The organism is Streptomyces sp. NBC_01268, assembly GCF_036240795.1.
In the GTDB taxonomy this organism is placed as follows: domain Bacteria; phylum Actinomycetota; class Actinomycetes; order Streptomycetales; family Streptomycetaceae; genus Streptomyces.
In genome coordinates this window covers 5,284,056-5,308,968 of sequence record NZ_CP108454.1, presented here as the reverse complement: position 1 = coordinate 5,308,968, position 24,913 = coordinate 5,284,056, and the positions used below count along the sequence as shown (strand labels likewise).

At 72.5% G+C, this 24,913-nt stretch carries 21 protein-coding genes; 11 read left to right on the top strand and 10 right to left on the bottom strand.

Translation table 11 applies throughout. The features are described from left to right. The first annotated feature begins 40 nt into the window (after positions 1-40). The 3 genes from OG309_RS24025 to OG309_RS24015 all read left to right on the top strand — a co-directional run bounded on the left by OG309_RS24025 (position 41) and on the right by OG309_RS24015 (position 4,419). Positions 41-1,441: a class II fumarate hydratase gene (locus OG309_RS24025; RefSeq protein ID WP_329423588.1), complete on the top strand. Its 1,401-nt coding sequence runs from the start codon at positions 41-43 to the stop codon at positions 1,439-1,441. A gap of 119 nt (positions 1,442-1,560) precedes the next feature. Then, positions 1,561-2,226, top strand: coding sequence for a cytidylyl-2-hydroxypropylphosphonate hydrolase (fomD, locus tag OG309_RS24020; protein WP_329423586.1), 666 nt, complete (start codon positions 1,561-1,563; stop codon positions 2,224-2,226). A 336-nt stretch (positions 2,227-2,562) separates the two neighbouring features. After that, positions 2,563-4,419 (top strand): ATP-binding SpoIIE family protein phosphatase, encoded by a 1,857-nt coding sequence (locus tag OG309_RS24015; RefSeq protein WP_329423584.1) that lies wholly within the window; start codon positions 2,563-2,565, stop codon positions 4,417-4,419. A gap of 73 nt (positions 4,420-4,492) precedes the next feature. On the opposite strand, the gene OG309_RS24010 is transcribed toward OG309_RS24015, so the two are convergent. Next, complete coding sequence (locus OG309_RS24010; protein WP_329423583.1) at positions 4,493-6,688, bottom strand: transglycosylase domain-containing protein; 2,196 nt, start codon at positions 6,686-6,688, stop codon at positions 4,493-4,495. 229 nt (positions 6,689-6,917) lie between these two features. On the opposite strand from OG309_RS24010, the gene OG309_RS24005 reads away from it, so the two are divergent. The 3 genes from OG309_RS24005 to OG309_RS23995 are packed head-to-tail and all read left to right on the top strand — an operon-like array spanning position 6,918 to position 10,467. Continuing rightward, on the top strand, positions 6,918-7,442 hold the full coding sequence (locus tag OG309_RS24005; protein WP_329423581.1) for a PadR family transcriptional regulator: 525 nt from the start codon (positions 6,918-6,920) through the stop codon (positions 7,440-7,442). After that, on the top strand, positions 7,439-8,122 hold the full coding sequence (locus OG309_RS24000) for an ABC transporter ATP-binding protein (RefSeq protein ID WP_329423578.1): 684 nt from the start codon (positions 7,439-7,441) through the stop codon (positions 8,120-8,122). The genes OG309_RS24005 and OG309_RS24000 overlap by 4 nt, the downstream gene beginning before the upstream one ends. Next, positions 8,119-10,467 (top strand): FtsX-like permease family protein, encoded by a 2,349-nt coding sequence (locus OG309_RS23995; RefSeq protein ID WP_329423576.1) that lies wholly within the window; start codon positions 8,119-8,121, stop codon positions 10,465-10,467. Before OG309_RS24000 ends, OG309_RS23995 begins: the two co-directional genes overlap by 4 nt. A gap of 61 nt (positions 10,468-10,528) precedes the next feature. On the opposite strand, the gene OG309_RS23990 is transcribed toward OG309_RS23995, so the two are convergent. Further along, positions 10,529-11,464, bottom strand: a complete 936-nt coding sequence (locus OG309_RS23990; RefSeq protein WP_329423574.1) for a LysR substrate-binding domain-containing protein — start codon at positions 11,462-11,464, stop codon at positions 10,529-10,531. A gap of 152 nt (positions 11,465-11,616) precedes the next feature. Here OG309_RS23990 and OG309_RS23985 point away from each other — a divergent pair, with 152 nt between their 5' ends. Continuing rightward, positions 11,617-12,171: a peroxiredoxin gene (locus OG309_RS23985; protein ID WP_329423572.1), complete on the top strand. Its 555-nt coding sequence runs from the start codon at positions 11,617-11,619 to the stop codon at positions 12,169-12,171. A gap of 2 nt (positions 12,172-12,173) precedes the next feature. Further along, on the top strand, positions 12,174-12,707 hold the full coding sequence (locus OG309_RS23980) for an alkyl hydroperoxide reductase (protein ID WP_329423570.1): 534 nt from the start codon (positions 12,174-12,176) through the stop codon (positions 12,705-12,707). Positions 12,708-12,786: 79 nt separating this feature from the next. Here OG309_RS23980 and OG309_RS23975 read toward each other — a convergent pair whose 3' ends face one another. From OG309_RS23975 to OG309_RS23955, 5 genes are all read right to left on the bottom strand, one after another. Continuing rightward, the gene (locus OG309_RS23975) at positions 12,787-13,458 is read right to left on the bottom strand and encodes a hypothetical protein (RefSeq protein WP_329423568.1); all 672 of its coding nucleotides are present in this window, start codon (positions 13,456-13,458) and stop codon (positions 12,787-12,789) included. After that, positions 13,455-14,939, bottom strand: a complete 1,485-nt coding sequence (locus OG309_RS23970) for an AI-2E family transporter (protein WP_329423566.1) — start codon at positions 14,937-14,939, stop codon at positions 13,455-13,457. The genes OG309_RS23975 and OG309_RS23970 overlap by 4 nt, the downstream gene beginning before the upstream one ends. 96 nt (positions 14,940-15,035) lie before the next feature. Further along, entirely contained in the window at positions 15,036-15,746 is a 711-nt protein-coding gene (locus tag OG309_RS23965) for a transglycosylase SLT domain-containing protein (protein ID WP_329423563.1), read from the bottom strand. Between the two features lie 342 nt (positions 15,747-16,088). After that, positions 16,089-17,411, bottom strand: a complete 1,323-nt coding sequence (locus OG309_RS23960; protein ID WP_329423561.1) for a PhoH family protein — start codon at positions 17,409-17,411, stop codon at positions 16,089-16,091. 403 nt (positions 17,412-17,814) lie between these two features. Continuing rightward, positions 17,815-18,576 (bottom strand): isoprenyl transferase, encoded by a 762-nt coding sequence (locus tag OG309_RS23955; protein WP_329423559.1) that lies wholly within the window; start codon positions 18,574-18,576, stop codon positions 17,815-17,817. A gap of 110 nt (positions 18,577-18,686) precedes the next feature. Here OG309_RS23955 and mgrA point away from each other — a divergent pair, with 110 nt between their 5' ends. Then, positions 18,687-19,724, top strand: coding sequence for an L-glyceraldehyde 3-phosphate reductase (mgrA, locus tag OG309_RS23950; protein ID WP_329423558.1), 1,038 nt, complete (start codon positions 18,687-18,689; stop codon positions 19,722-19,724). Positions 19,725-20,007: 283 nt separating this feature from the next. On the opposite strand, the gene OG309_RS23945 is transcribed toward mgrA, so the two are convergent. Both OG309_RS23945 and OG309_RS23940 read right to left on the bottom strand, forming a co-directional pair. Beyond that, positions 20,008-21,534, bottom strand: a complete 1,527-nt coding sequence (locus tag OG309_RS23945) for a DUF2079 domain-containing protein (RefSeq protein WP_329423556.1) — start codon at positions 21,532-21,534, stop codon at positions 20,008-20,010. A gap of 26 nt (positions 21,535-21,560) precedes the next feature. Then, positions 21,561-22,307: an A24 family peptidase gene (locus OG309_RS23940; RefSeq protein WP_329423555.1), complete on the bottom strand. Its 747-nt coding sequence runs from the start codon at positions 22,305-22,307 to the stop codon at positions 21,561-21,563. Positions 22,308-22,453: 146 nt separating this feature from the next. Here OG309_RS23940 and OG309_RS23935 point away from each other — a divergent pair, with 146 nt between their 5' ends. Next, positions 22,454-23,407, top strand: a complete 954-nt coding sequence (locus OG309_RS23935) for an IS481 family transposase (protein WP_329423553.1) — start codon at positions 22,454-22,456, stop codon at positions 23,405-23,407. Between the two features lie 10 nt (positions 23,408-23,417). After that, entirely contained in the window at positions 23,418-23,825 is a 408-nt protein-coding gene (locus tag OG309_RS23930) for a DUF192 domain-containing protein (RefSeq protein WP_329423551.1), read from the top strand. Here OG309_RS23930 and OG309_RS23925 read toward each other — a convergent pair. After that, complete coding sequence (locus OG309_RS23925; RefSeq protein ID WP_329423549.1) at positions 23,786-24,883, bottom strand: glycosyltransferase family 39 protein; 1,098 nt, start codon at positions 24,881-24,883, stop codon at positions 23,786-23,788. The genes OG309_RS23930 and OG309_RS23925 overlap by 40 nt on opposite strands. Positions 24,884-24,913: the final 30 nt, after the last annotated feature.

Genomic DNA, 24,913 nt, shown 5'->3' with positions numbered 1-24,913 from the left:
AGGTCACCCCCCGACCAGCACAGCCAGGAGGATGACGAAGATGAACGACGAAGCCGGCTACCGGATCGAGCACGACTCCATGGGCGAGGTCCGCGTCCCCGCCCACGCCAAGTGGCGCGCCCAGACCCAGCGCGCGGTGGAGAACTTCCCGGTCAGCGGCCAGCGCCTGGAGCGCGCCCACATCGCGGCGCTGGCCCGGATCAAGGCCGCCGCCGCCAAGGTCAACGCCGAACTCGGCGTGCTCGACGAGGAGGTCGCGCAGGCGGTCCAGGAGGCGGCGGAGGAGGTCGCGGAGGGGCGCTGGGACGAGCAGTTCCCCGTGGACGTCTTCCAGACCGGCTCCGGCACCTCGTCGAACATGAACACCAACGAGGTGCTCGCCACCCTCGCCGGCGAGCGCCTGCCCGAGGGCCGGGAGGTGCACCCCAACGACCACGTCAACGCCTCGCAGTCCTCCAACGACGTCTTCCCCTCCTCGATCCACATCGCCGCCACCGCCGCCGTCACCCACGACCTGATCCCGGCCCTCGCCCATCTGGCGGAGTCCCTGGAGCGGAAATCGGCCGAATTCGCGGACGTGGTGAAGTCCGGCCGCACCCACCTCATGGACGCCACCCCGGTCACCCTCGGCCAGGAGTTCGGCGGCTACGCGGCCCAGGTGAGGTACGGCGTGGAGCGGCTGCGCGCCGTACTCCCCCGGCTCGCCGAACTCCCCCTGGGCGGAACGGCGGTGGGCACCGGCATCAACACGCCGCCCGGCTTCTCGGCCGCCGTCATCGCCGAGGTCGCCCGGGCCACCGGACTGCCGCTCACCGAGGCCCGCGACCACTTCGAGGCCCAGGGTGCCCGGGACGGCCTGGTGGAGACGTCCGGGCAGCTCAGGACCATCGCGGTCTCCCTCACGAAGATCGCCAACGACCTGCGCTGGATGTCCTCGGGACCGCGCACCGGGCTCGCCGAGATCAACCTGCCGGACCTCCAGCCGGGCTCGTCGATCATGCCCGGCAAGGTGAACCCGGTGATCCCCGAGGCGGTCCTGATGGTCGCCGCCCAGGTGACCGGAAACGACACCACGGTGGCGGTCGCGGGCGCGGCCGGGAACTTCGAGCTCAACGTCATGCTCCCGGTGATCGCCAAGAACCTCCTGGAGTCGGTCCGGCTGCTCGCCAACGCCTCCCGGCTGCTCGCGGACCGCACCGTCGACGGCATCACCGCCAACGTGGAGCGGGCCCGCGAGTACGCCGAGTCCTCGCCGTCCGTGGTCACCCCGCTGAACAAGTACATCGGCTACGAGGAGGCCGCCAAGGTCGCCAAGAAGTCGCTGGCCCAGCGCAGGACCATCCGCGAAGTGGTCCTGGAGTCCGGGTACGTGGAGCGGGGCGACCTCACCCTGGAGCAGCTCGACGAGGCCCTCGACGTCCTGCGCATGACCCGGCCCTGACGCGCCCTCGTCCCGCCCCGGCCGGCCGGTCGGGGCGCCCTGACCCGTTCTCGCCTACCGCCGGCCCCTCCGTGACCTTCGCCGCAGCGGTGCCGGGGGCGCGCCCCTAAGATCTGCGCATGACAGGATCCGGCCGCCCCCAGCACTGGGCGCCGGGGGATCACATCCTCTGGCGCTACCGCGACAACGGCACCGGCGACGTGCACATCTGCCGCCCGGTGACCGTCGTGCGGGACACCCCGGAGCTGCTCGCGGTGTGGATGGCGCCCGGCACCGAATGCGTCAAGCCGGTCCTGACCGACGGCACCCCGGTGCACGAGGAGCCGCTGGCCACCCGGTACACGGCGCCGCGCACCACCACCCGCTCGCAGTGGTTCGGCACCGGCGTGCTCAAGCTGGCCGCTCCCTCGCAGCCGTGGTCGGTCTGGCTGTTCTGGGAGCGGGGCTGGCGCTTCCGCAGCTGGTACGTGAACCTGGAGGAGCCCCGGACCCGTTGGTCCGGGGGCGTCGACTCCGAGGACCACTTCCTCGACATCTCCGTCTACCCCGACCGCAGCTGGCTGTGGCGGGACGAGGACGAGTTCGCCCAGGCCCAGCGGGCCGGTCTGATGGACCCGGCGCAAGCGGCGCGCGTCAAGGCGGCGGGCCGGTCCGCCGTCGAACTGATCCGCTCCTGGGGGGCACCGTTCTGCGACGGCTGGGAGGACTGGCGGCCGGACCCCGCCTGGCCCGTGCCCCGGCTGCCGGCCGACTGGGATCGCACCCCGGCGCACACAGCGCCATGAGACCCTTGATGCGCCCCCCGGGTGCAACCGTAGGATCGTCCTCCGCAAGCAGTCGATCATCGGCGGCCTACCCGGCGCCCCACCCGATGTCCCACCCGAACGGGACGTCAACCACTGAGCACGGCGCAGGAACTGACCGCAAGTCATCCATGAGGTCCTCATGAGGGGGAGAGCAGTGCCCGACGTGCGCCCGGGTGTCCGCACCCCCTTCGCCGCCCCTGCCCGCACGGCGTCCACATCCACCGCGTGCCGGGGGTTTAGCCCTGCCGAAGGCGCGGCATCGGCGAGAAGAGCGAGTGCAGCGCACCACCGGCCCGGACGGACGGAATCCCAGGCGTGACGGAGCATCCCACCTCCCACGAAGGCCGCAAGGCGATGGCCGCCCGGCCGCAGGAAAGCGCTCGCCCCCGTCAGGAGACGGCGGCGACGGCGGCCGCGGCCGCCGTCGCGGTGCCCGCACCCTCCCCCGGCGGCGGTGGCGGCAACGGCGCGGACGGTGCCGCGGCGCGGCGCGAGGGCGACCGGCTGCGGTTCGTGGGCGCCGCGACCCGGCGGATCGCGCGCGGCCTCGACCTGGACGAGATCGTCCTCGGCCTGTGCCGGGCGACCGTGCCGACCTTCTCCGACGCGATCCTCGTCTACCTCCGCGACCCGCTGCCGGTGGGCGACGAGCGCCCCGCGGAGCCCTTCGTGCTGCGGCTGCGCCGCACCGACCGGCTGCGCTTAACGGACCTGGAGGGCGAGGAGCTCGTCCTCGTCCCCGACCCGGACCCGACCCCCGCGGCCGAGCTGTGCGAGGTCCGCTCGGGCAGTGCGCTGGCCGAGGTGCTGCGCGGGGTGCGGCCGGTCCCCGGCGACTCCGCCGCGGCCCGGGCGGCGCTGCCCGAGCTGCTCGGCCCGGACCACCCGGTGCCCGGCGGGCAGCGGGCCATACTCGCGCCGCTGCGCGGCCGGCGCCGGGTGATCGGCGCGGCCGTGTTCCTGCGCCGCCCCGAGCGCGGCGGCTTCGAGCCGAACGACCTGCTCGTGGCGGCCCAGTTGGCGACCCACACGGCGCTCGGCATCGACAAGGCCGTGCTGTACGGGCGCGAGGCGTACATCGCGGACGAGCTGCAGCGCACCATGCTGCCGGACTCGCTGCCGCAGCCGACCGGCGTGCGGCTCGCCTCGCGCTACCTGCCGGCGGCCGAGACGGCCCGGGTGGGCGGCGACTGGTACGACGCGATCCCGCTGCCCGGCAGCCGGGTGGCGCTGGTCGTCGGCGACGTCATGGGCCACTCCATGACCTCGGCGGCGATCATGGGCCAGCTGCGCACGACGGCGCAGACCCTGGCCGGGCTCGACCTGCCCCCGCAGGAGGTGCTGCACCACCTGGACGAGCAGGCCCAGCGGCTCGGCGAGAACCGGATGGCCACCTGCATGTACGCGGTGTACGACCCGGTCTCGCACCGGATCACCATCGCCAACGCGGGCCACCCGCCGCCCATACTGCTGCACCTGGGCGGCCGGGCCGAGGTGCTGCGGGTGCCGCCGGGCGCGCCGATCGGCGTCGGCGGGGTGGACTTCGAGGCGGTGGAGCTGGACGCACCGGCCGGGGCCACGCTGCTGCTGTACACGGACGGCCTGGTGGAGTCCCGGCTGCGGGACGTGTGGACCGGGATCGAGCAGCTGCGCGAGCGGCTCGCGGCGACCGCCCAGCTCACCGGCCCCGACCACTCGCCTCCGCTGGAGGCGCTCTGCGACGACGTGCTCGACATGCTGGGTCCGGGCGACCGGGACGACGACATCGCGCTGCTCGCGGCCCGCTTCGACGGGATCGCGCCGAGCGACGTGGCGTACTGGTTCCTGGAACCGGAGGACGCCGCCCCGGGCCGGGCCCGGCGGCTCGCCCGGCGGGCGCTGGAGCGCTGGGGCCTGGAGGAGCTCTCGGACTCGGTGGAGCTGCTGATCAGCGAGGTGGTGACCAACGCGGTGCGGTACGCGGAGCGTCCGGTGACGCTGCGCCTGCTCCGTACCGACGTGCTGCGCTGCGAGGTCGGCGACGACTCCCCGCAGCTGCCCCGGCAGCGGCGGGCCCGGGACACCGACGAGGGCGGGCGCGGCCTGTTCCTGGTGAACCGGCTGGCGCGGCGGTGGGGCGCGACGCGGCTCTCCGGCGGCAAGGTGGTCTGGTTCGAGCTGGCCACGCGCTGACCCGGCGCGCGGAGGACGTACGAGAAAGGCGACGGCCGGGCCCCTGTGCGGGGGGCCCGGCCGTCGCCGTGTCTCACTGGCCCGGTCGGCCGTCGACGATGCCGTTTCCGTCGCCGCCGTCCGGCGGCGGCTCGGTCGTCGGCTCGTCCGTCTTCGTCGGCGGCGGCGTGGGCGGAGTCGTGGCCGTCGACGTGGGCGGCCGGGACGGCGTGGTGGCCGTGGACGTCGGCGGCCGGGTCGGCGTGGTGGCCTCGTCGCTCGGCGTCGTGGTCGGCGTGGGCGACCCGGTGGTCGCGGTCGGCGTCGGGACGGTGCCGTCGCCGCCGGAGGTGCCGTCGGTCTTCAGGTCGAACGAGGCGTCGGAGCCGCCGCCGAGCGCGTCGGTGGTGTAGGCGCCCCAGATCTGGGCGGGGGTGCGGCCACCGTTGGCGCGGCCCGGGTTGATCGTGTCGGTCAGGGTGACCTGGTTGCCCTTGGCGTCCTCGCCGAAGAGGCCGACGGCGGTGACCAGCTCGGGGGTGTAGCCGACGAACCAGGCCGAGCGGTTGTTCTCGGAGGTGCCGGTCTTGCCCGCCGCCGCGTAGTCGCCGGCGGCGCGGAAGCCGGAGCCGGACTGGACGACGCCCTGCATGGCCTTGGTGGTGGTGTCGGCGGCCTCGCGGCTGATCACCCGGTCGCCGATGGACTTCACGGGGTCGGCCGTGCGGTCCTTGTGCTCGGCGGACTTCACGAGGGTCGGGGTGACCTTGACGCCGTGGTTGTCGAGGGTGGCGTAGGCGCCGGCCATGTCCATGGTGGAGGCGCCCATGACGCCGAGCGACATCGACGGGGTGGCGCCGAAGTCGACGCCGTCCTTCATGCCGAGGCCGATCGCGGTCTGCTTGGCCTTGGTGGGGCCGACGTCGACGATCATCTGGGCGTAGACCGAGTTGATCGAGCTGTTGGTGGCCTTCTGGACGCTGACCGGGCCGTAGCTCTGGTTGTCCTCGTTCTCCGGGTTGAACGGGATGGAGCTGCCGACCACCGCGCGCTTGCTGGTGCCGTCGTAGATCGTGCCGAGGCCGATCTTGCGCCCGTCCTGGGTCACGGCGTCGTTGTCGAGCGCGGAGGCGAGCACGAGCGGCTTGAACGTCGAGGCGGGCTGGTAGTCGCGCCGGGTGGCGTTGTTGGTCCAGTGCTCGGTGGCGCCGATGCCGCCGTAGAGGGCGACGACCGCGCCGGTCCTCGGGTCGACGGAGGTGGCGCCGGCCTGGACGCTCGCCTGCTTCTTGCTGCCCTTGCGGTCCAGCTTGTCCTCGAGCTGGTCGTCGACGGCCCGGACGAGCGCCTTCTGCTTCTTCTCGTCGATGTTGAGGGTGATCGTCCAGCCGCCGGCCTTCAGGTCCTCCTCGCTGACGCCCTGGCGCATCAGCTCCTGGTTGGCGGCCTCGACGATGTAGCCGCTCTGGCCGCTCATGCCCTTGGGGGCCTTGGGCTTCTGCGGGACGGGGAACTTCATCCCGGCGCGCTTGCCGGAGTCGAGCCAGCCCTCCCCGACCATGTTGTCGAGGACGTAGTTCCAGCGCTGCTCGACCAGCTTGCGGCCCTCGGCGCTCGCGGAGGTCCAGTCGTACTGGCTGGGGGCCTGGAGCAGGGAGGCGAGGTAGGCGCCCTGGGCGACGTTCAGCTTGGCGGCGTCGATGCCGTAGTACGCCTGGGCGGCGGCCTGGATGCCGTAGGCGTTGCGGCCGTAGTAGCTGGTGTTGATGTAGCCGGCCAGGATCTCGGGCTTCGACATGTTCTCGTCGACCTTGATCGCGATGACCATTTCCTTGAGCTTGCGCGTGGCCGTCTGGTCCTGGCTCAAGTAGTAGTTCTTCACGTACTGCTGGGTGATCGTCGAACCACCCTGCTTGCCCTTGCCGGTGAGGGTGTTCCACGCGGCGCGGACGGTGCCCTTGATGTCGACGCCGTTGTCCTTGTAGAAGGTCTTGTTCTCCGCGGCGACGAACGCCCGCTGGACGTCCTGGGGGACCTTCTCCAGGCCGACGATCTCGCGGTTGATCTTGCCCGTGCGGGCCATGACCTTGCCGTTGGAGTATTTGTAGACGTTGCTCTGCAGCGTCGCGTCGGCGTTGGCGGTCGGCACCGGGACCATCACGTAGACCGCGTAGAAGGCGCCCATGACGAGCAGGCATCCCACGAAGAACGTGCCCAGGAGTTTCTTCCAGGTGAAGAGCCGGCGTATGCGCCCGCCCTTCTTCGCCTGGCCCTTGCTCGTTCGGCCCATGTCTTCCGTCGCTCCGCTCGTCGTGGAATCAGCTCAGAAAGCTAACACCGCCCATGGAGACAAAGGGCGATCGATCCGTATTTACCGGACGTGACAATCAGCACCCGCTCCCGACGGAACCGACGCTCCAGAGCGCCCGATGGTTGTGTGCCGCCGGTCACACCCCGCTCGCACGGGGGCACCACCAGGGCTATACATCGTGCGTATACACGCCATGTACAGTGGCGCCATGTCCATCGGTCACACCCTTCTGGGACTCCTGGAGTCCGGCCCGCGCCACGGCTACGACCTCAAGCGCGCCTTCGACGAGCGGTTCGGTCACGACCGGCCGCTGCACTACGGGCAGGTCTACTCGACCATGTCCCGGCTCCTGAAGAACGGTCTCGTCGAGGTCGACGGCATCGAGGCCGGCGGCGGTCCCGAGCGCAAGCGGTACGCCATCACCGAGGCCGGCATCACCGACGTCGCCGGGTGGCTGGCCACCCCCGAGAAGCCCGAGCCGTACCTCCAGTCGACGCTCTACACCAAGGTCGTCCTCGCCCTGCTCACCGGGCGCGGGGCCGCCGAGCTCCTCGACGTCCAGCGCACCGAGCACCTGCGCCTGATGCGCGAGCTCACCCGGCGCAAGAAGGACGGCGACCTCGCCGACCAGCTGATCTGCGACCACGCCCTGTTCCACCTGGAGGCCGACCTGCGCTGGCTGGAACTGACCGCCGCCCGCCTCGACCGGCTCGCCGAGGAGGTCCGCCGATGACCGCCGAGCCGCTGCTCCGGGCGAGCGGGATCGACAAGGCGTACGGTCCGACGCCCGCGCTCGCCGGGGCCGACTTCGCCCTGCGGGCCGGGGAGGTCGTCGCCGTGATGGGCCCCTCCGGCTCCGGCAAGTCCACCCTGTTGCACTGCCTCGCCGGCATCGTCCGCCCCGACGCCGGGACCATCCACTACGACGGGCGCGAGCTGACCGCCCTCACCGACGGACAGCGCAGCGCCCTGCGCCGCGCCGACTTCGGCTTCGTCTTCCAGTTCGGCCAGCTGGTCCCCGAGCTCACCTGCGTCGAGAACGTGGCCCTTCCGCTGCGTCTGAACGGCGAGCGGCGCAGGAGCGCCGAGGAGAAGGCGCGCACCTGGCTGACGCGCCTGGAGGTCGAGGACGTGGCCGGCAAGCGCCCCGGCGAGATCTCCGGCGGCCAGGGCCAGCGGGTCGCCGTGGCCCGCGCCCTCGTCACCGCCCCGCGGGTGATCTTCGCCGACGAGCCGACCGGCGCCCTCGACTCGCTCAACGGCGAGCGGGTGATGCGGCTGCTCACCGACGCCTCCCGGGACACCGGCGCCGCCGTCGTCCTGGTCACCCACGAGGCCCGGGTCGCCGCCTACTCCGACCGCGAGGTCGTGGTCCGCGACGGCTCCGTACGGAACACGGAGTGGGCGGTATGAACCTGCGGACCTGGGCGCGCGACCTGGCCCTCGGCGCGCGCTTCGCCCTCACCGGCGGCCGCGGCGGCTGGATCCGTACGGCGCTGACGGCGACCGGCATCGGATGCGGCGTGGCCCTGCTGCTGGTCGCCGCCTCGCTGCCGAACATGCTCTTCCAGCGGGAGGTGCGGGAGTCCGCCCGGGTGCCCGACGCGAGCTACGAGGTCGCCAAGCCCGGCCCCGACACCTTTCTGCACGTGGGCCACCGGACCGAGTACCGGGGCGAGGCCGTCACCGGCCTGCTCCTGCGGCCCGAGGGCGTGCGCCCCGCGCTGCCGCCCGGCGCCGCCGCGATGCCGGGCCCGGGCGAGATGCTGGTCTCCCCCGCCCTCGCCGACCTGCTCGGCTCCCCCGAGGGGGCGCTGCTGCGCGAGCGGATCCCGTACCGGACCGTCGGCACCCTCGGTGAGGCCGGGCTGATCGGCCCGGCGGAACTGCGGTACGTGGCCGGCAGCTCGACCCTGACCACGGACAACTACGACGGCCGCGGAAGGACGTACGGCTGGTCGGTGCCCGAGGAGCCGAAGAACGCCTTCCTGCTCCTGCTCGTCGTCATCGGCTGCGTGGTGCTGCTGCTGCCGGTGCTGGTCTTCATCGCCACCGCGGTCCGCTTCGGCGGCGAACAGCGCGACCGGCGGCTCGCGGCGCTGCGGCTGGTCGGCGCGGACAACGCGATGACCCGGCGGATCGCGGCCGGCGAGTCCCTCGCGGGCGCGCTGCTCGGGCTCGGCACCGGCGCCGTCCTCTTCGCCGTGGCCCGGCAGTTCGCCGGCACCGTGCGGTTCTGGGACGTCAACGCCTTCCCGTCCGACGTGTCCCCGCTGCCCTGGCTGGCCGCCCTGATCGTCGGTGCGGTGCCGGTCGCGGCCGTCGCGGTCACCCTCTTCGCGCTGCGCGAGGTCGCGATCGAACCGCTCGGCGTCGTCAGGACCGCCACTCCGCGTCCCCGCCGCCTCGCCTGGCGACTGGTCCTCGTGCTGGCCGGTGCGGCGCTCCTCGTGCCGTCCGTCTCGGGCGTGCGGATCGAGCAGACACAGATCGACACGGTGTGGGTCGCCGGCGGCACCACCCTGGCCCTGATCGGGCTCACCACCCTGCTGCCCTGGCTGGTGGAGGCCCTGGTGAAGCGGCTGCACGGCGGTCCGGTGGCCTGGCAGCTGGCCGTCCGCAGGCTCCAGTTGAGCAGCAGCGCCGCCGCCCGTACGGTCAGCGGCATCGTCGTCGCGGCGACCGGGGCGATCGCCCTGCTGATGCTGTTCCAGGCGATGCAGAACGACTTCATGCAGCCCACCAACATGGACACCGCCCGGGCCCAGATGCAGACCAGGGTCCACGCCCGCGACGGCGACGCGGCCCGGGTCATGATCGAGAAGCTGGCCAGGACGAAGGGCGTCACCGGGGTCGCCGGCACCATCGAGTCCAACGTGTGGCGGCCCGGTCCGCTCGCGAAGGGCGAGGAGATGCGCCCGATCACCTCGATCGCCGTCGGCGACTGCGCCTCGCTGAAGGAGCTCGCCACGCTGCCCTCCTGCAAGGACGGCGACGTCTTCGTCGCCCTCGCGCACGGAGCGGAGGGGCCCGAGGACGCCTGGGTGACCCGGACCGCGAGGGCGGGCGCGCTGGTGGACCTGCGCGATGCGGAGCTCCACAAGGCCGGGCCGCCGCCCACCTGGCGCATCCCCGCCTCCGCCCGCACGGTGGACGCGCGCCGCGACCCCATGGGCATGGTGCAGTTCGGGGTCCTCGCGACCCCGAAGGCGATCGACGCGGCGCGGCTCGACACCCCCGGCGTCAACGCCATGATCCGGATCGATCCGGCGGTGCCGGACGCCCCCGAGTACGTGCGGAACGCGGTCGCCGCGCTCGACCCGCTGACCCGCGTCGACACCCTGCAGAACATGGAGCGCGACGCGCAGTACGCGAGCGTCCGCACCGGGATCCTGGTGGGCGCCACGCTCACCATGCTCCTCGTGGCGGCCTCGCTCCTGGTCACCACCCTGGAGCAGCTGCGCGAACGCCGGCGGCTGCTGTCCTCGCTGGTCGCCTTCGGCACCCGGCGCAGCACGCTCGGCTGGTCGGTGCTGTGGCAGACGACCGTGCCGATCGTCCTCGGGCTCGCCCTCGCGGTGGTCGGCGGACTCGGCCTCGGCGCGGTGCTGCTGAAGATGATCGGCAAGCAGGTCGAGGACTGGTGGATCTTCCTGCCGGTGGCCGGTGTCGGCGCGGCGCTGATCGCCGCGGTGACCCTGCTGAGCCTGCCGCTGTTGTGGCGCCTGATGCGGGCCGACGGGCTCAGGACGGAGTAGCGGGGTACGGGGTGGGCGCGGGGGTCTGCGGTCCCGGCGCCCCGGGGTGGGCGCGGGGGTCTCAGGCCTCCGCGCCCACCACCCGTACCGGCAGGCGACGCATCGCCTCGCGCAGCGCGCCCGCCAGCTGCCCGAACTCGGACTGGCGGGCCGCGCCCGTGCGCATGGCGAGCGCGATCCGGCGGGACGGCGCCGGGGCGGCGAAGCAGCCGGTGTGCAGGGCCGCGTTGCGGGCCGTCTCGACCTTGACCGCGGTGCGCGGCAGCAGGGTCACGCCGAGGCCGCCCGCGACCAGCTGGACCAGGGTGGAGAGGCCGGCCGCGGTGGTGGTGACCGGCGCCCCCTCGGTGCGTCCGGCCTCGCGGCAGATGTCGAGGGCCTGGTCGCGCAGGCAGTGCCCCTCGTCCAGGAGCAGCAGCTTGAGCTCCTTGAGTGCCTCGCGCGGGATGTCCGCCCGCCCGGCGAGCGGATGCCCCTCGGGGGTGACCAGCACGAAGTCCTCGTCGAACAGAGGGAGTTCGGTGACCGCGGGGGCGCCCAGCGGCACCGCGAGCAGCAGCAGGTCGAGCCGCCCGGCGGCCAGCCCGTCGAGCAGCGAGGAGGTCTGCTCCTCGTGCACCTGGAGGTCGAGCTCCGGGTAGCGGGTGTGGACCAGGCGCAGCACGGTCGGCAGCAGGTACGGCGCGACCGTCGGGATGACCCCGAGCCGCAGCACGCCCGTGAACGGGGCCTGCGCCGCCTCGGCCTCCTCCATCAGCTCGCCGACCGCGTCGAGCACGGCACCGGCCCGGACCGCGAGCCGCTCCCCCGCGGGCGAGAGCAGTACCTTGCGCGTCGTACGCTCGAGGAGCTGGACACCGAGTGCCTCTTCGAGGGCCGACACCGCACCCGAGAGGGCGGGCTGGCTCATCCCGATGGCTGCCGCCGCGTCGCGGAAGTGCAGGTGCTCCGCGACCGCCGCGAAGGCTCTGAGCTGGGACAGGCTGGGTTGTTTCACACGCCGGGACGGAATCACTGATAACCACCTTCGATCAACCTGAGCCAGTCTAGCTATTTCACTGATCAATGCACTCCGTGCCATGCTGGGGATTCGTCCAACCCCTCACGGAAGACCTCAAAAGGGACCCTTCCGAACTGCAAGGAGAGCGCGTGCTCACTGTCGGTGACAAGTTCCCCACCTACGACCTGACCGCCTGCGTGTCGCTGGAGAGCGGCAAGGAGTTCGAGCAGATCGACCACAAGGCCTACGAGGGCAAGTGGCGCGTGGTGTTCTTCTGGCCGAAGGACTTCACCTTCGTCTGCCCCACCGAGATCGCCGCCTTCGGCAAGCTGAACGACGAGTTCGCCGACCGCGACGCCCAGATCCTCGGCGTCTCCGGCGACTCCGAGTTCGTGCACCACGCCTGGCGCAAGGACCACGCCGACCTGCGTGACCTGCCCTTCCCGATGCTCGCCGACTCGAAGCACGAGCTCATGCGCGACTGCGGCGTCGAGGGTGCCGACGGCTTCGCCCAGCGCGCCGTCTTCGTCGTCGACCCGAACAACGAGATCCAGTTCACCATGGTGACCGCCGGCTCCGTGGGCCGTAACCCCAAGGAGGTCCTGCGGGTCCTGGACGCCCTGCAGACCGACGAGCTGTGCCCGTGCAACTGGAACAAGGGTGAGGACACCCTGGACGCCGGCGCGCTCCTGGCCGGTGAGTGAGCATGGCGCTCGATGAGCTGAAGGCCGCCGTCCCGGACTTCGCCAAGGACCTCAAGCTGAACCTCGGCTCGGTCATCGGCAACAGCGACCTCCCGCAGCAGCAGCTGTGGGGCACGGTGCTCGCCTGCGCGATCGCCTCGCGTTCGCCGAAGGTACTCAAGGAGCTGGAGCCCGAGGCCCAGGCCAACCTGAAGCCCGAGGCGTACCAGGCCGCCAAGTCGGCCGCCGCGATCATGGCGATGAACAACGTCTTCTACCGGACCCGGCACCTGCTGTCGGACCCGGAGTACGGGACGATGCGCGCCGGTCTGCGGATGAACGTCATCGGCAACCCGGGCGTCGACAAGGTCGACTTCGAGCTGTGGTCGCTGGCCGTCTCCGCGATCAACGGCTGCGGCCAGTGCCTGGACTCGCACGAGCAGGTCCTGCGCAAGGCCGGCGTCGACCGCGAGACGATCCAGGAGGCCGTGAAGATCGCCGCGGTCATCCAGGCCGTCGGCGTCACGCTGGACGCCGAGGCGGTCCTGGCCGAGTAGGGCCGGGTCCGTACGCGGGACTCCGCAGGAGTACGACACGAAGGGCCCCGGGGCGCAGCACGCCCCGGGGCCCTTCGTGTCATGCCCGCAGCGCCGCCATCAGCGCGGTGACGTCCTCCACGAGGAAGGTGCGGGTCGCCGCGGGGTCGAGCTCGGGGGGCTCGGGCGGCGGGCCGACGCCGTCGTACATCAGGTTCGGGGAGAGCGTCAGCTCGATGACCGCCTGCCCGTCCAGGACGCGCAGCGACGTCTGGCCGCCGCCGTTCGTGAACTCGGCGACCTCGCCGACCCCGGAGACCTGCTCGCCGCCCTCCAGCGGGTCGTTCAGCAGGGCCTCGAACTCCGGGCCCGGGTCCGTGACCCGGTGCACGGTGTACGTCACCTGCACCTCGTAGAAGAGGGGTTTCCCCTCCAGCGGCACCATGCACTGGGCCCGGTAGAGGGCGGGCTGCTCCACGGTGATGGGGTTGGTCGGCTCGCCCCTGCGCCCGAAGGCCGAGGCCAGCCCGTCCAGCTTGGCCCGCCCGCACGGGTCGACGCCGAGACGGTAGCCCTTCAGGTCCGGCCCGCGCCCGTCCTCCTGCCGGTCGTACGCGACGAGGCCGCCGGCCCACACCGCCGAGGCGACGACCGCCCCGCCCAGGGCCCACAGCCAGGGGCGCCGGGGCCCGCGCCGCGCCGGCTCGGCCGGGAGTGGCTCCAGGGCGGCCGGGAACTCCGTACCGCCGACCAGCTCCGGTTCCGAGATCATCCGTCCACCCGGTCGGCCGCCCCCGGCGCGGGGGTCGGCGCGACCTCGAAGGCGGTGGCACCGCGCGGCTCCGGTGAGGCGCGCAGGGCCTGTTCGTGGCTGTACGCCCGCAGGTAGCCGACCACCGTGTTGGAGACGGCGACCAGCGGGACGGCGACGACGGCGCCGCCGATGCCGGCGGTCAGTCCGCCGGCCGCGACCGCGAGGACCACCGCGAGGGGGTGCACCCGCACGGCCCGGCCGAGGATGAACGGCTGGAGGACGTGGCCCTCGATCTGCTGCACGGCGAGCACCACCACGATCACCATGAGGGCGGTGAACACCCCGTTGGTGACGAGCGCGACGACGACGGCGAGGGCACCGGAGAGCACGGCGCCGACCATCGGGATGAAGGCGAAGAGGAAGATGAAGACGGCGAGCGGCACGGCCATCGGCACGTCGAGGAAGTAGAGCCCGAGGCCGATGAAGACGGCGTCGATCAGGGCGACGAGCACCGTGCCGCGGACGTACGCGGTGAGGGTGCGCCAGGCCCGCGGACCGGCTCCGGCGACGCCGGGCCTGGCCTGCGCGGGCACCAGCTTCAGCGTCCACTCCCAGACCTTCTTCCCGTCGTAGAGGAGGAAGAGGGTGGAGAACATGGCGAGCAGGATGCCGGTCATCGCCTCGACGATCACGGTCACGCCCTGGAGCCCGGCGGAGGTGATCTGCTCGGCGTTGGCGCCGATGGTGTCGCTGAGGTTCTTCGCGATGTCGTTGATCTGCGACTCGGTCACGTGGAACGGACTGTCGAGCAGCCAGCGCTTGAGGTCGTCGATGCCCTCCCTGACCTGGTCGGAGAGGTTGTCGATGTTGTCCATCACCTGCCAGACCACGAACCAGCCGACCAGGCCCATCACGACGAAGCCGGAGACGGCGGTGACGGCGGTGGCCAGACCGCGGGGCAGGCCCTTGCGGCGCAGCAGGGCGACCGTGGGCTGGAGCAGCGCGGTGATGAGGAGGGCGGCGACGAAGGCGAGCACGACCAACTGGACGGAGCTGATCACCTTCATCAGCACCCAGACCGTGCCGGCCAGGACGAGCAGCCGCCAGCCGGCCTCGGCGGCGACCCGCATGCCCCACGGGATCGCGGCGACGGGGTCGGGCCGGGCGGCGACGGCGGGCGCGTAGGCGGGCGGTGCCGGGACGGAGGCGGTGGAGGCCGCGGCCTCGCCGGCTTCCGGGTCCGGCCCGCTGGGCCCGCCCTTGTCCGGGCCGGGGCGCGGGTCCGCGACCGGGTCCGCGACGGACACGGTGGTGGCGGCCGCGGCAGCGGGAGCGGGCGTGGCGGCGGACGCGGGCGCGTACGCCGGGACGTCCGGGACGACGTACGGCGGACCCAGCGGGTCCCCGCGTTCGGCCTCCGCGCGGCGCTCGTCAAGGCGCTCGCCCATGCGGCTGAAGCTGGCGCCCAACCGGTTCAGCCATCCTGGCAGTCTCGACATGCTCTTTCCCTCTCCCCCTCCGAACCCCCGAACCTACACGCACGCAGCCCCCCACCGTAGGACGGCGAGGGGCTGCGCGAAGTTGAGCGGCCGGTACTAGTACCAGCGGTTGGCCTGCCAGAAGGACCAGGCGCCGCACGGGCTGCCGTAACGGCCGTCCATGTAGCTCAGGCCCCACTTGATCTGGGTGGCGGGGTTGGTCTGCCAGTCGGCGCCGGCCGAGGACATCTTCGAGCCGGGGAGCGCCTGGACCAGGCCGTAGGCGCCCGAGCCCGCGTTGACCGCGCGGTAGTTCCACCCGGACTCGTGGTCCACGATGTTGCTGAAGCACTGGAACTGGTCGGCCGGGATCATCTGGCGAGCCATCGCCTTGACCTCGGAGACGCTGTACGAGCCCTGGGCGGAGAAGCTGCTCGCGTCGCGCAGGGAGGAGCGGTTGGCCCGCTCGGCCTCTTCCTTGCGCTCCTTCTCGGCCTTGTCAGCGGCCTTCTTCTTCGCCTCGGCGTCCTTGGCTGCCTGCACGCGGGCGGCTTCCTCGGCGGACTTGCGCGCGAGGGAGTCGGCAGCGGCGGCCTGCACGTCGGCCTGCTCCGAGAGGGAGGAGACCTGTACCTGGGCCTGCTCGCCCGCGGGAATGTCCGCGAGCAGCGTGGTGTCGGCCGCGGTGGCCTCGAAGTTGTCGTCCGCAGGCTGCGCGGCATTGCCCGAGGCGACGCCGACGACGGCGCCGACAGTGGTGACCGCAGTGGCCGAAGCCACCGCGAATCCCCGGACCGAGATCCGGCTCACACGGTTTCCTTCCAGCATCGCCCGCGCAGGTGACCAAGCGGGCGAAATCGTGCCCCTGGCGCTGGTCTCCGAACTGCTGGGTCACAGAAGACACGGGCCCGTGGTGCTGTGGGCGGCATACGGCTGACGGCTGTTCAGTTGTGTGGTGCCACACCGCTGAGGGTGCACGTGTGCCGTATGCGGGGCCTGACGGAAGCAAGACTCTGCCGGACGCCTGTACCGCAAGGCAATTCCCCACTGCGTGTGAAAGCTCACACCTGAACAGACGCACGGGTTTTGGGCGATACGGCGGACAACGCGGCGCCGCCCGGCTAAGATCCTGCGCTTTGCCGGGCGGCGCCAACTGCGGTGCGATTCAGGTCAGATCTGCCCGTCCTCCAGCATTTCGGTCACGAGCGCGGCGATCTGCGAGCGCTCGGAGCGGGTGAGCGTGATGTGCGCGAAGAGCGGATGCCCCTTCAACTTCTCGACCACGGCGACCACTCCGTCGTACCGCCCGACCCGCAGGTTGTCGCGCTGGGCGACGTCATGGGTGAGGACGACCCGGGAATTCGCCCCGATCCGGGACAGAACGGTCAACAGCACGTTCCGCTCCAGGGACTGGGCCTCGTCCACGATGACGAACGCGTCGTGCAGCGAGCGGCCCCGGATGTGGGTGAGCGGGAGCACCTCCAGCATGCCCCGGCCGAGCACCTCCTCGATCACCTCACGTCCCGCCACGGACGAGAGGGTGTCGAAGACCGCCTGGGCCCAGGGGCTCATCTTCTCGGCCTCGGTGCCCGGCAGATAGCCGAGCTCCTGGCCGCCGACCGCGTACAGCGGACGGAAGACCATCACCTTCTGGTGCTGACGGCGCTCCAGGACCGCCTCCAGGCCCGCGCAGAGCGCGAGCGCCGACTTGCCGGTGCCGGCCCGGCCGCCCATCGAGACGATGCCGACGTCCGGGTCGAGCAGCAGGTCCAGCGCGATCCGCTGTTCGGCGCTGCGGCCGCGGATCCCGAAGACCTCCCGGTCGCCGCGCACCAGCCGGACGCCGCCGTCGGCCGCGACCCGGCCGAGCGCCTTGCCGCGCTCGGACTGGAGGACCAGTCCGGTGTGCACGGGCAGCTCGGCCGCCTCGGGCACGTGCAGCGTCTCCTGCTCGTAGAGGGTGTCGATCTGGTCCGCGGAGAGGGCCAGTTCGGACATGCCGGTCCAGCCGGAGTCCGTGATGGCGAGTTCCGCCCGGTACTCCTCGGCGAGGAGACCGACCGAGGACGCCTTGATGCGCAGCGGCAGGTCCTTGGAGACGACCGTGACGTCGTACCCCTCCGCCTGCAGGTTGCGCGCGACCGCGAGGATCCGTGAGTCGTTGTCCCCCAGCCGGTAGCCCGCCGGGAGGACGCCGGGGTCCGAGTGGTTGAGTTCGACGCGGAGCGTCCCGCCCAGGTCCCCGATGGGAAGCGGGGAGTCGAGGCGTCCGTACCGGACCCGGAAGTCGTCGAGGAGGCGCAGGGCCTGGCGCGCGAAGTAGCCGAGTTCGGGGTGGTGCCTCTTGGCCTCCAGCTCGGTGACCACGACGATCGGGAGCACGACCTCGTGCTCGTCGAAGCGGGACATCGCGCTCGGGTCGGCCAGCAGGACGCTGGTGTCGAGAACATAGGTGCGCCTGTCGGACAAGCGGCGCTTAGTGCTGGTCACCACGGAAGGACAGACCCCCTTCGGGCACCCCTGTCAGGTCGGGGTGCGGCGGCTCCGCCCACGGTGGAGCCGCCGTCGCTGCGGAATGGGACCGGGCTCAGGCCGCGATGCGCGGGCCGAGCTCCGGCCCTCCGCGTCGTCCGTACATGTCCTGCACGGTCGTCCTGGTGCAAAGGGCCTCCCGGGTGGCGGTCTCCGTGCCGCTCACTTCACCAGGGATATGCCCTCGAACACACGCCGTCATGCCATGGCATATGACGGCGTGTTCGTGAACAAGGGGTGACCAGGGGTGCCGAAGGCACCGGCGGTGCCGGGGATGCCGGTGACGCCGGGGTGGCGGTGGTGCCGGGGTGGCGGTGGTGCCGGGGTGGCGGTGGTGCCGGGGTGGCGGTGGTGCCGGGGGGCCTCAGGAACCGAAGCGGCGGTGACGGGCCGCGTAGTCGCGCAGCGCGCGCAGGAAGTCGACCTTGCGGAAGGCCGGCCAGTGCACCTCGCAGAAGTAGTACTCGGAGTGCGCGCTCTGCCACAGCATGAACCCGGACAGGCGCTGCTCACCGCTGGTGCGGATCACCAGGTCCGGGTCGGGCTGGCCTCGGGTGTAGAGGTGCTCGGAGATGTGCTCGACGTCGACGATCTCGGCGAGCTCCTCGAAGCTGGTGCCCTTCTCCGCGTGCTCCAGGAGCAGGGAGCGGACCGCGTCCGCGATCTCCTGGCGACCGCCGTAGCCCACCGCGACGTTCACGAGTATCCCCGTGTTGTCGTGGGTGGCCTGCTCGGCCTCCTTCAGCACGGACTGGGTGCGGGCCGGCAGGAGGTCCATGGTGCCCACGTGGTGCACCCGCCAGCGGCCGTCGGCGGCGAGCGCGCGGACCGCGTCCTCGATGATCGCGAGCAGCGGGACCAGCTGCTCCTCCGGGCGGCTCAGGTTGTCGGTGGAGAGCATCCACAGGGTGACGACCTCGACGTCCGTCTCGGAGCACCAGCCGAGCAGTTCCTGGATCTTGTCCGCGCCGGCCTTGTGACCCTGCTCGGGGGTGCCGCCGGCGGCCTTGGCCCAGCGGCGGTTGCCGTCGAGGATGACACCGATGTGCTTGGGCACCTGGGCGTGGTCGAGTCGGCCTTCCACCCGGCGTGCGTACAGCCCGTACACCAGGTCACGCAGGTTCACCGTTCTTTACCCCTCCATGAGTGTCGGCCCCCCGAAGCCGCCACATTACTGCGCACGGGTCACGGGCTCCCAGCCCGGGACTGTCACAAGTCCGTGATAAGGAGAGATACGTGACTGATTCCCCCCTGTACCGCGCCGCCTCGAACCGCTACGACTCCATGGAGTACCGCCGCACCGGCCGCAGCGGGCTCAAGCTGCCCGCGGTCTCCCTCGGCCTGTGGCACAACTTCGGCGACGACCGCACCCTCGACTCCCAGCGGGCGATCCTGCGCCGGGCCTTCGACCTGGGCGTGACCCACTTCGACCTGGCCAACAACTACGGACCGCCGCCCGGCTCCGCCGAGCTGAACTTCGGCAAGATCTTCGCGCAGGACTTCGCGCCCTACCGGGACGAGCTGATCGTCTCGACGAAGGCCGGCTACGAGATGCACCCCGGCCCCTACGGCGAGTGGGGCTCGCGCAAGTACCTGATGTCCTCGCTCGACGCCTCCCTGAAGCGGATGGGCCTCGACTACGTCGACATCTTCTACTCGCACCGCTTCGACCCGCACACGCCGCTGGAGGAGACGATGGGGGCGCTCGCCTCCGCCGTCCAGCAGGGCAAGGCGCTGTACGTGGGCGTCTCCTCGTACAACAGCGAGCAGACCGCCGAGGCCGCGCGGATCCTCAAGGAGATGGGCGTCCCCGCCCTGATCCACCAGCCCTCGTACTCGATGATCAACCGCTGGACGGAGGACGACGGCCTCCTCGACACGCTGGAGGCGGCCGGCATGGGCTGCATCTCCTTCGTGCCGCTGGCGCAGGGACTGCTCACCAACAAGTACCTGAAGGGCATCCCGGAGGGCTCGCGGGCCACCCAGGGCAAGTCCCTCGACCCGAACCTGCTCTCCGGCGAGGTGCTGCGCCGGCTGCGCGGCCTGGCGGACATCGCCGAGCGGCGCGACCAGTCGCTGGCGCAGCTCGCGCTGGCGTGGGTGCTCCGGGACGAGCGGATGACCTCGGCGCTGATCGGCGCGTCGAGCGTGGCCCAGCTGGAGGAGAACATCGCGGCTCTCGCCGGGGCGCCGCTGACGGAGGAGGAGCTGAAGGAGATCGACTCCTTCGCCGTCGACACCGAGGGCACCAACATCTGGGCCGGCCGGGGCTGACGCGCCCCTGGGCGGAGGCGGAGGCGGAGGCGGAGGAAAGAAAAACGGGCCGGTCCGTGGGGGGGGATACGGACCGGCCCGAGGGGGGGTTTCCACCATAACCCTTCATTAGTCGTCCTGCGCGCCACCCGCGCAGACCGGAGCGTCGCGGAATCTCCGGAGGCCAAGCAGCACAAGGGCTGTAGGGCCCGGTGGCGGGTTTGCGCCCGGGCGTGGCGGCGGAATCCGTACCTCCGACGGGGGACCCCCGCGCCGGGTCGCCCGGTTGACGCGGCGGCGCAGGTCAGGACGGGGTGCGCGGAGGCCGCACGCGGTGCAGCAGGGTGATGCCGTCACGGCGGGCGACCAGCTCGTAACCGTGCTCGCGCTGCGCGGCCCGGAGCTCGTCGAGCTGCTGGGGCAGCGGGTAGGGCCAGTGGCCCGGCTTGTACGGCCAGGCCTCCGGGGCCCGGCTGTCGTGGATGATCCACTCGGCGGTGGGCGGCGGCAGGTCCTCGCGGGGGTACGCGTACAGCCGTCCGCCGACCGGGAAGGTCGGGAAGAGGACGACGGCGCAGCGCGAGGTGAGCTGCGGGGCGAGCCGGTTGGACGCGGCGACGGTGGCGCCGTCGGGGATCTCGTCGAGCAGCGCGCGGGCGGCCCGCAGGTGCCCGGTGGTGTGCCAGGTGGCCCGTTGGGCGAGCTGCGCCAGCGGGAACGAGGGCAGCAGGACGGCGGTCACGGCGAGCACCGTGGCCAGCGAGGCGCGGATCGTGCGCGGGTCGGTCTCGCGGCCGAGGACGTCGACGAGCCCGGCGAAGACGACGGGCATGAGGATCGCGCTGTAGTGGAAGGCGGTCCCCCAGTGGAAGCCGTTCTCCGAGGCCATCCGCCAGGCCAGGGTGGGCAGCGCGATCAGCGTGAGCGGGGAGCGCAGGGCGAGCAGCGCGGACGGGGCGAGGACGAGCACGAGGGTGGTCGCCTTCGTCTCGGGGCGCAGCAGGTCGAGCGGGGCGTGGGCGAGGGCGCCGAGGAGCGAGCCGTGGGCCGCCGCGAGGTTGCCGCCGTGGGCGTAGCCGCCGGTGGGACCGAGGGCGGGCAGCAGGACCTTGATCTCCAGGAGCGAACCGAGCAGGCCCGCGGCGGCCGTGGCGAGGCCGAGCCGGAGCGCGCCCCGGTCGGCGCGGCCCCGGGCGGCGACGTAGCCGCCGACGGCGGCGAGGGTGAGGCCCAGGTCCTCCTTGACCAGGAGCAGCGGCGCGGCCCAGCCGACGGCGGTCCGCCAGCGCTGCCGGCCCAGCGCCTCCAGGGAGAAGGCGAGCAGGGGCACCGCGAGGGCGACCTCGTGGAAGTCGAAGGCGGCGGCGGAGGCGACGCCCCAGCTCAGCCCGTACCCGGCGGCGACGGCGTGGGCGGCGCGGCGGCCGAGCGCGCGGTCGGCCCAGCGGGCGAGCGGGACGACGGCGAGGGCGAGGAGCGCGGACTGGGCGACGAGCAGGGTGAGCGGCGAGGGCCAGAGGCGGTAGAGCGGGGCGAGGGCGGCGAGCAGGGGGTGGAAGTGGTCGCCGAGGAGGTTGAAGCCCGCACCGCGCAAGGGGGCGACGGGGGCGCGGAGTTCGGCGTAGCCGCGGACGGCCTGCTCGAAGATGCCGAGGTCGTATCCGGTGGTGCGCATGAGCTGGTGGCGGCGTACGGCGACGGTCGCGTAGAGCAGGCAGAGGGCGAGGGCCCAGGCCCAGGGCAGGGCGGCGGGGCGCCGGTACCAGGGGGTGGGGGCGGGACGCTCCGGACCGTACGCACCCGATGCCGGTTTCTCAACGATTGTCCGCATATGGGGTGATGCTAGGGCCGGTCCCCTCAGGGGGTGGCGGTGAACGCGCCGAGGAGCAGGCCGAGGAGGGCGCCGCCGAGCATGAAGGGGCCGAAGGGGATCGCGGACCCGCGGCCCGCCCGCCGGGCCAGGACGAGCCCGAGGCCGTACAGCGAGCCGAGCAGGAAGCCCGCGAACGCCCCCGCGAACAGCACGCCCCAGCCGTACCAGCCGAGGGCGGCACCGAGCGGGACGGCCAGCTTCACGTCGCCGAAGCCCATGCCGTCCGGGTGGACCAGGAAGAGCAGCAGATAGCCGCCGCCGAGGGCGAGCGCGCCCAGCAGGGCGTGGACCCAGGAGCCCGCCGCGTACGGGAGGACCGCGGCCACCGCGAGCAGCAGCGGCAGCGCCCCGGCGAGCGGCAGGGTCAGCCGGTCGGGCAGCCGGTGGACGCGCACGTCCACCCAGGCGAGCAGCGTGCCGAAGGGCGCGACCAGCAGCCAGACCAGCAGCTCCGGCCGCGGCCCGCCGACGGCGGCGGCGAGCGCCGCGCAGGCCAGCGCCGTGAGCAGCGGCGCGGCCAGGGGTGCGGGGGTGGTGGCGCACCCGGCCCGCCCGGGGCCGCCCAGCCAGCCGCGCGCCGGACCGGCGAAGGGGTGCCCGGCGGGACAGCGGTCGCGCCAGGGCTCGTCCGCGGCGACGGAGAGCCGGTACGCGGCCCGGGGCACGAGACGGCCGAGGGCCGCGCCCCACAGGGCGGCGGCACAGACGAGGGTGATCCAGGCGGCGTCCACGGGGCGACCCTAGGGCCTGGGGCGGACGGGCCGCAGGCCCTAGGTGTATTGATCACGAGCGTTGTTGACACCGGTTCGGTCTTGAACATGGCGAAGACCTCCGATGTGGTGGGAGCTGTCTAGGAACTCACCGCACGGAGGTCTTCGTGCCCCACCGTAATGCCCGGCTGACCGTCTTCGGTAGGAGACTGCTGGTCGAACGTGTCTGCTCAGGCCGTCCGGTCGCCCATGTGGCTGCCGAGATGGGCATCTCCCGGGCCACCGCCCACAAATGGATCCGCCGGTGGCGGACCGAGGGCGAGGCAGGCCTGCACGACCGGCCGAGCCGGCCTCACACCACCCCGCACCGGACCGCGGCCGCCGTGGAAGAACAGGTCTGCGACCTGCGACGGAACCGCAAACTCGGCCCGGCCCGGATCGGCCCGATCCTGGGCCTGCCCACCTCGACCGTGCACCGGATCCTGACCCGCCACCGGCTCAACCGGCTCGCATGGATCGACCGCCCGACCGGCACCGTCATCCGCCGCTACGAGCGTGAGCGACCCGGCGAGCTGATCCACGTGGACGTGAAGAAGCTCGGCCGGATTCCCGACGGCGGCGGCCACAAGGCCAACGGCCGCGAGGCCGGCCGTCCGATCCGCGGCATGGGCTTCGACTACGTCCACTCCGCCGTCGACGACCACTCCCGCCTCGCCTACAGCGAGATCCACGGCGATGAGAAGGTCGCGACCTGCGCCGGGTTCCTGACCCGCGCGGCCGCGTTCTTCCAGGCCCAGGGCATCGACCGCATCGAGCGGGTCCTGACCGACAACGCCTGGGCCTACCGCAAGGGCCTGGCCTGGAAGAACGTCCTGGCCGACCTCGGCGCGACCGGCAAACTCACCCGCCCCTACCGGCCCCAGACCAACGGCAAAGTCGAACGCTTCAACCGCACCCTCCTCGACGAATGGGCCTACCTACGGCCCTACACCTCAAACGACGAGCGGACCGCGGCCCTGGCAGACTTCCTCCGCACCTACAACCACCACCGCTGCCACACCGCACTCGACGGACACCCGCCCATCAGCCGCGTCAACAACCCTGCGGGTCAATACACCTAGGGTCTGCCCCATGGGGTGGAGCGGAAGTGCGGGGCGGGCCTGGCGGGACGGCACGGGGTCACTGGTCACGCCGGACGGCGGGGCGGTGCCCTTGGAGATCGCCGCTTCCTATCGGGCCCGTCGCCGGGGGCTGCTCGGCCGGGACGGGATCGCGGGCGCGCTGCTCATCACGCCGACCAACAGCGTGCACACCTTCGGCATGCGCTTCACCATCGACGTCGCCTATCTCGACCGTTCGCTGACCGTCCTCGACGTGGTGACGATGCGCCCCGGTCGGCTGGGCATGATCCGCCCGCGCGGCCGGCACGTCCTGGAGGCGGCGGGCGGCGCGATGGCCGACTGGGGGCTGCGCCGGGGCGTACGGGTCACGGTGGACCGTCAGGGCGGGCCGGAGCCCAGCAGCGTGAACGCCCCGTAGACGCCCGAGCCGAGCGCCAGCACGGCGAGGACCGGCACGGCGGTACGGGGCCGGAGCCGGGCGAGGGCCGCGGCGGGCGGCAGGAGCAAACCGAACGCGGGCATCATCAGGCGCGGCCGGGAGCCGAAGTACGCGGCGCCGACCAGGGAGATCACGACGACGGTGACCGAGTAGACGAGCAGCGGGAGCGGCTGCCGCTGCCGCACGCACAGGGCGACCAGCCAGGCGAGCAGGCCGAGCGCGGCGCACAGGCCGAGGGCGGCGGGCCAGGGCAGCCCGGCGATGAAGCGGACGAGGGCGACGCCGCCGTCGATGGAGTTGCCCCAGGCGGCCTGGACGTCGAAGTAGGCGGTCGCGGCGCCCTGCCGGACGCCGACGTAGACGATGTACGCGAGCCAGCCGAGCGGCGCGAGCAGCGCGCCCACGACGACGGGGGCCCTCAGCCGGCGCTCCCGTACGACCGTGACCAGGGCGGTGATCCCGATCGCGGCGATCAGCGCGGCGGCGGTCGGCCGGGTGAGCCCGGCGAGGACGCAGAGCGCGCCCGCGAGGATCCAGCGCCCGCGCAGCACGGCGAGGACCGACCAGGCGGCGAGCGCGGTGAAGAGCGTCTCCGTGTACGCCATCGACTGCACGAACGCCGTCGGGTACACGCCCCACAGGACGGCGAGCACGATCCCGGCGCGCTTCCCGGCCACGTGCGCGCCGACCTCGTAGATGCCCCAGGCGGCGGCGAGCGAGGCGGCCCAGGAGACGAGCAGTCCCGCGGTGGGCACGTCGACGGGCAGGGCGGCGGCGACGGCCCGTTCCAGGGCGGGGAAGAGGGGGAAGAAGGCGAGGTCGGCGTGGACGCTGCCGTCGGGCAGGGTGACCTGGTAGCCGTAGCCGTGCTCGGCGATCCGGGTGTACCAGACCGCGTCCCAGCGCCCCATGAGCCGGTGCAGCCCGTCCTTGCCGGTGGCCGCCGCGACGACGGCGAGCGCGGCGAGACCGAGCAGACGGGTGGCGGCATAGCCGCCGAGGGCGGCCCAGGGCGGGGCGGGGGCGGTGCGGGACATGCGATCGATTATGTCCGGCGCCGGCAGCGC

What these genes read in the sequence shown, in the direction of transcription:
- OG309_RS24025 (WP_329423588.1), top strand. Translation starts at nt 41, where the DNA reads ATGAACGACGAAGCCGGCTACCGGATCGAGCACGACTCCATGGGCGAG.
- fomD (WP_329423586.1), top strand. Translation starts at nt 1,561, where the DNA reads ATGACAGGATCCGGCCGCCCCCAGCACTGGGCGCCGGGGGATCACATC.
- OG309_RS24010 (WP_329423583.1), bottom strand. Translation starts at nt 6,688, where the DNA reads ATGGGCCGAACGAGCAAGGGCCAGGCGAAGAAGGGCGGGCGCATACGC.
- OG309_RS24005 (WP_329423581.1), top strand. Translation starts at nt 6,918, where the DNA reads ATGTCCATCGGTCACACCCTTCTGGGACTCCTGGAGTCCGGCCCGCGC.
- OG309_RS24000 (WP_329423578.1), top strand. Translation starts at nt 7,439, where the DNA reads ATGACCGCCGAGCCGCTGCTCCGGGCGAGCGGGATCGACAAGGCGTAC.
- OG309_RS23995 (WP_329423576.1), top strand. Translation starts at nt 8,119, where the DNA reads ATGAACCTGCGGACCTGGGCGCGCGACCTGGCCCTCGGCGCGCGCTTC.
- OG309_RS23980 (WP_329423570.1), top strand. Translation starts at nt 12,174, where the DNA reads ATGGCGCTCGATGAGCTGAAGGCCGCCGTCCCGGACTTCGCCAAGGAC.
- OG309_RS23975 (WP_329423568.1), bottom strand. Translation starts at nt 13,458, where the DNA reads ATGATCTCGGAACCGGAGCTGGTCGGCGGTACGGAGTTCCCGGCCGCC.
- OG309_RS23970 (WP_329423566.1), bottom strand. Translation starts at nt 14,939, where the DNA reads ATGTCGAGACTGCCAGGATGGCTGAACCGGTTGGGCGCCAGCTTCAGC.
- OG309_RS23965 (WP_329423563.1), bottom strand. Translation starts at nt 15,746, where the DNA reads ATGCTGGAAGGAAACCGTGTGAGCCGGATCTCGGTCCGGGGATTCGCG.
- OG309_RS23945 (WP_329423556.1), bottom strand. Translation starts at nt 21,534, where the DNA reads ATGCGGACAATCGTTGAGAAACCGGCATCGGGTGCGTACGGTCCGGAG.
- OG309_RS23930 (WP_329423551.1), top strand. Translation starts at nt 23,418, where the DNA reads ATGGGGTGGAGCGGAAGTGCGGGGCGGGCCTGGCGGGACGGCACGGGG.
- OG309_RS23925 (WP_329423549.1), bottom strand. Translation starts at nt 24,883, where the DNA reads ATGTCCCGCACCGCCCCCGCCCCGCCCTGGGCCGCCCTCGGCGGCTAT.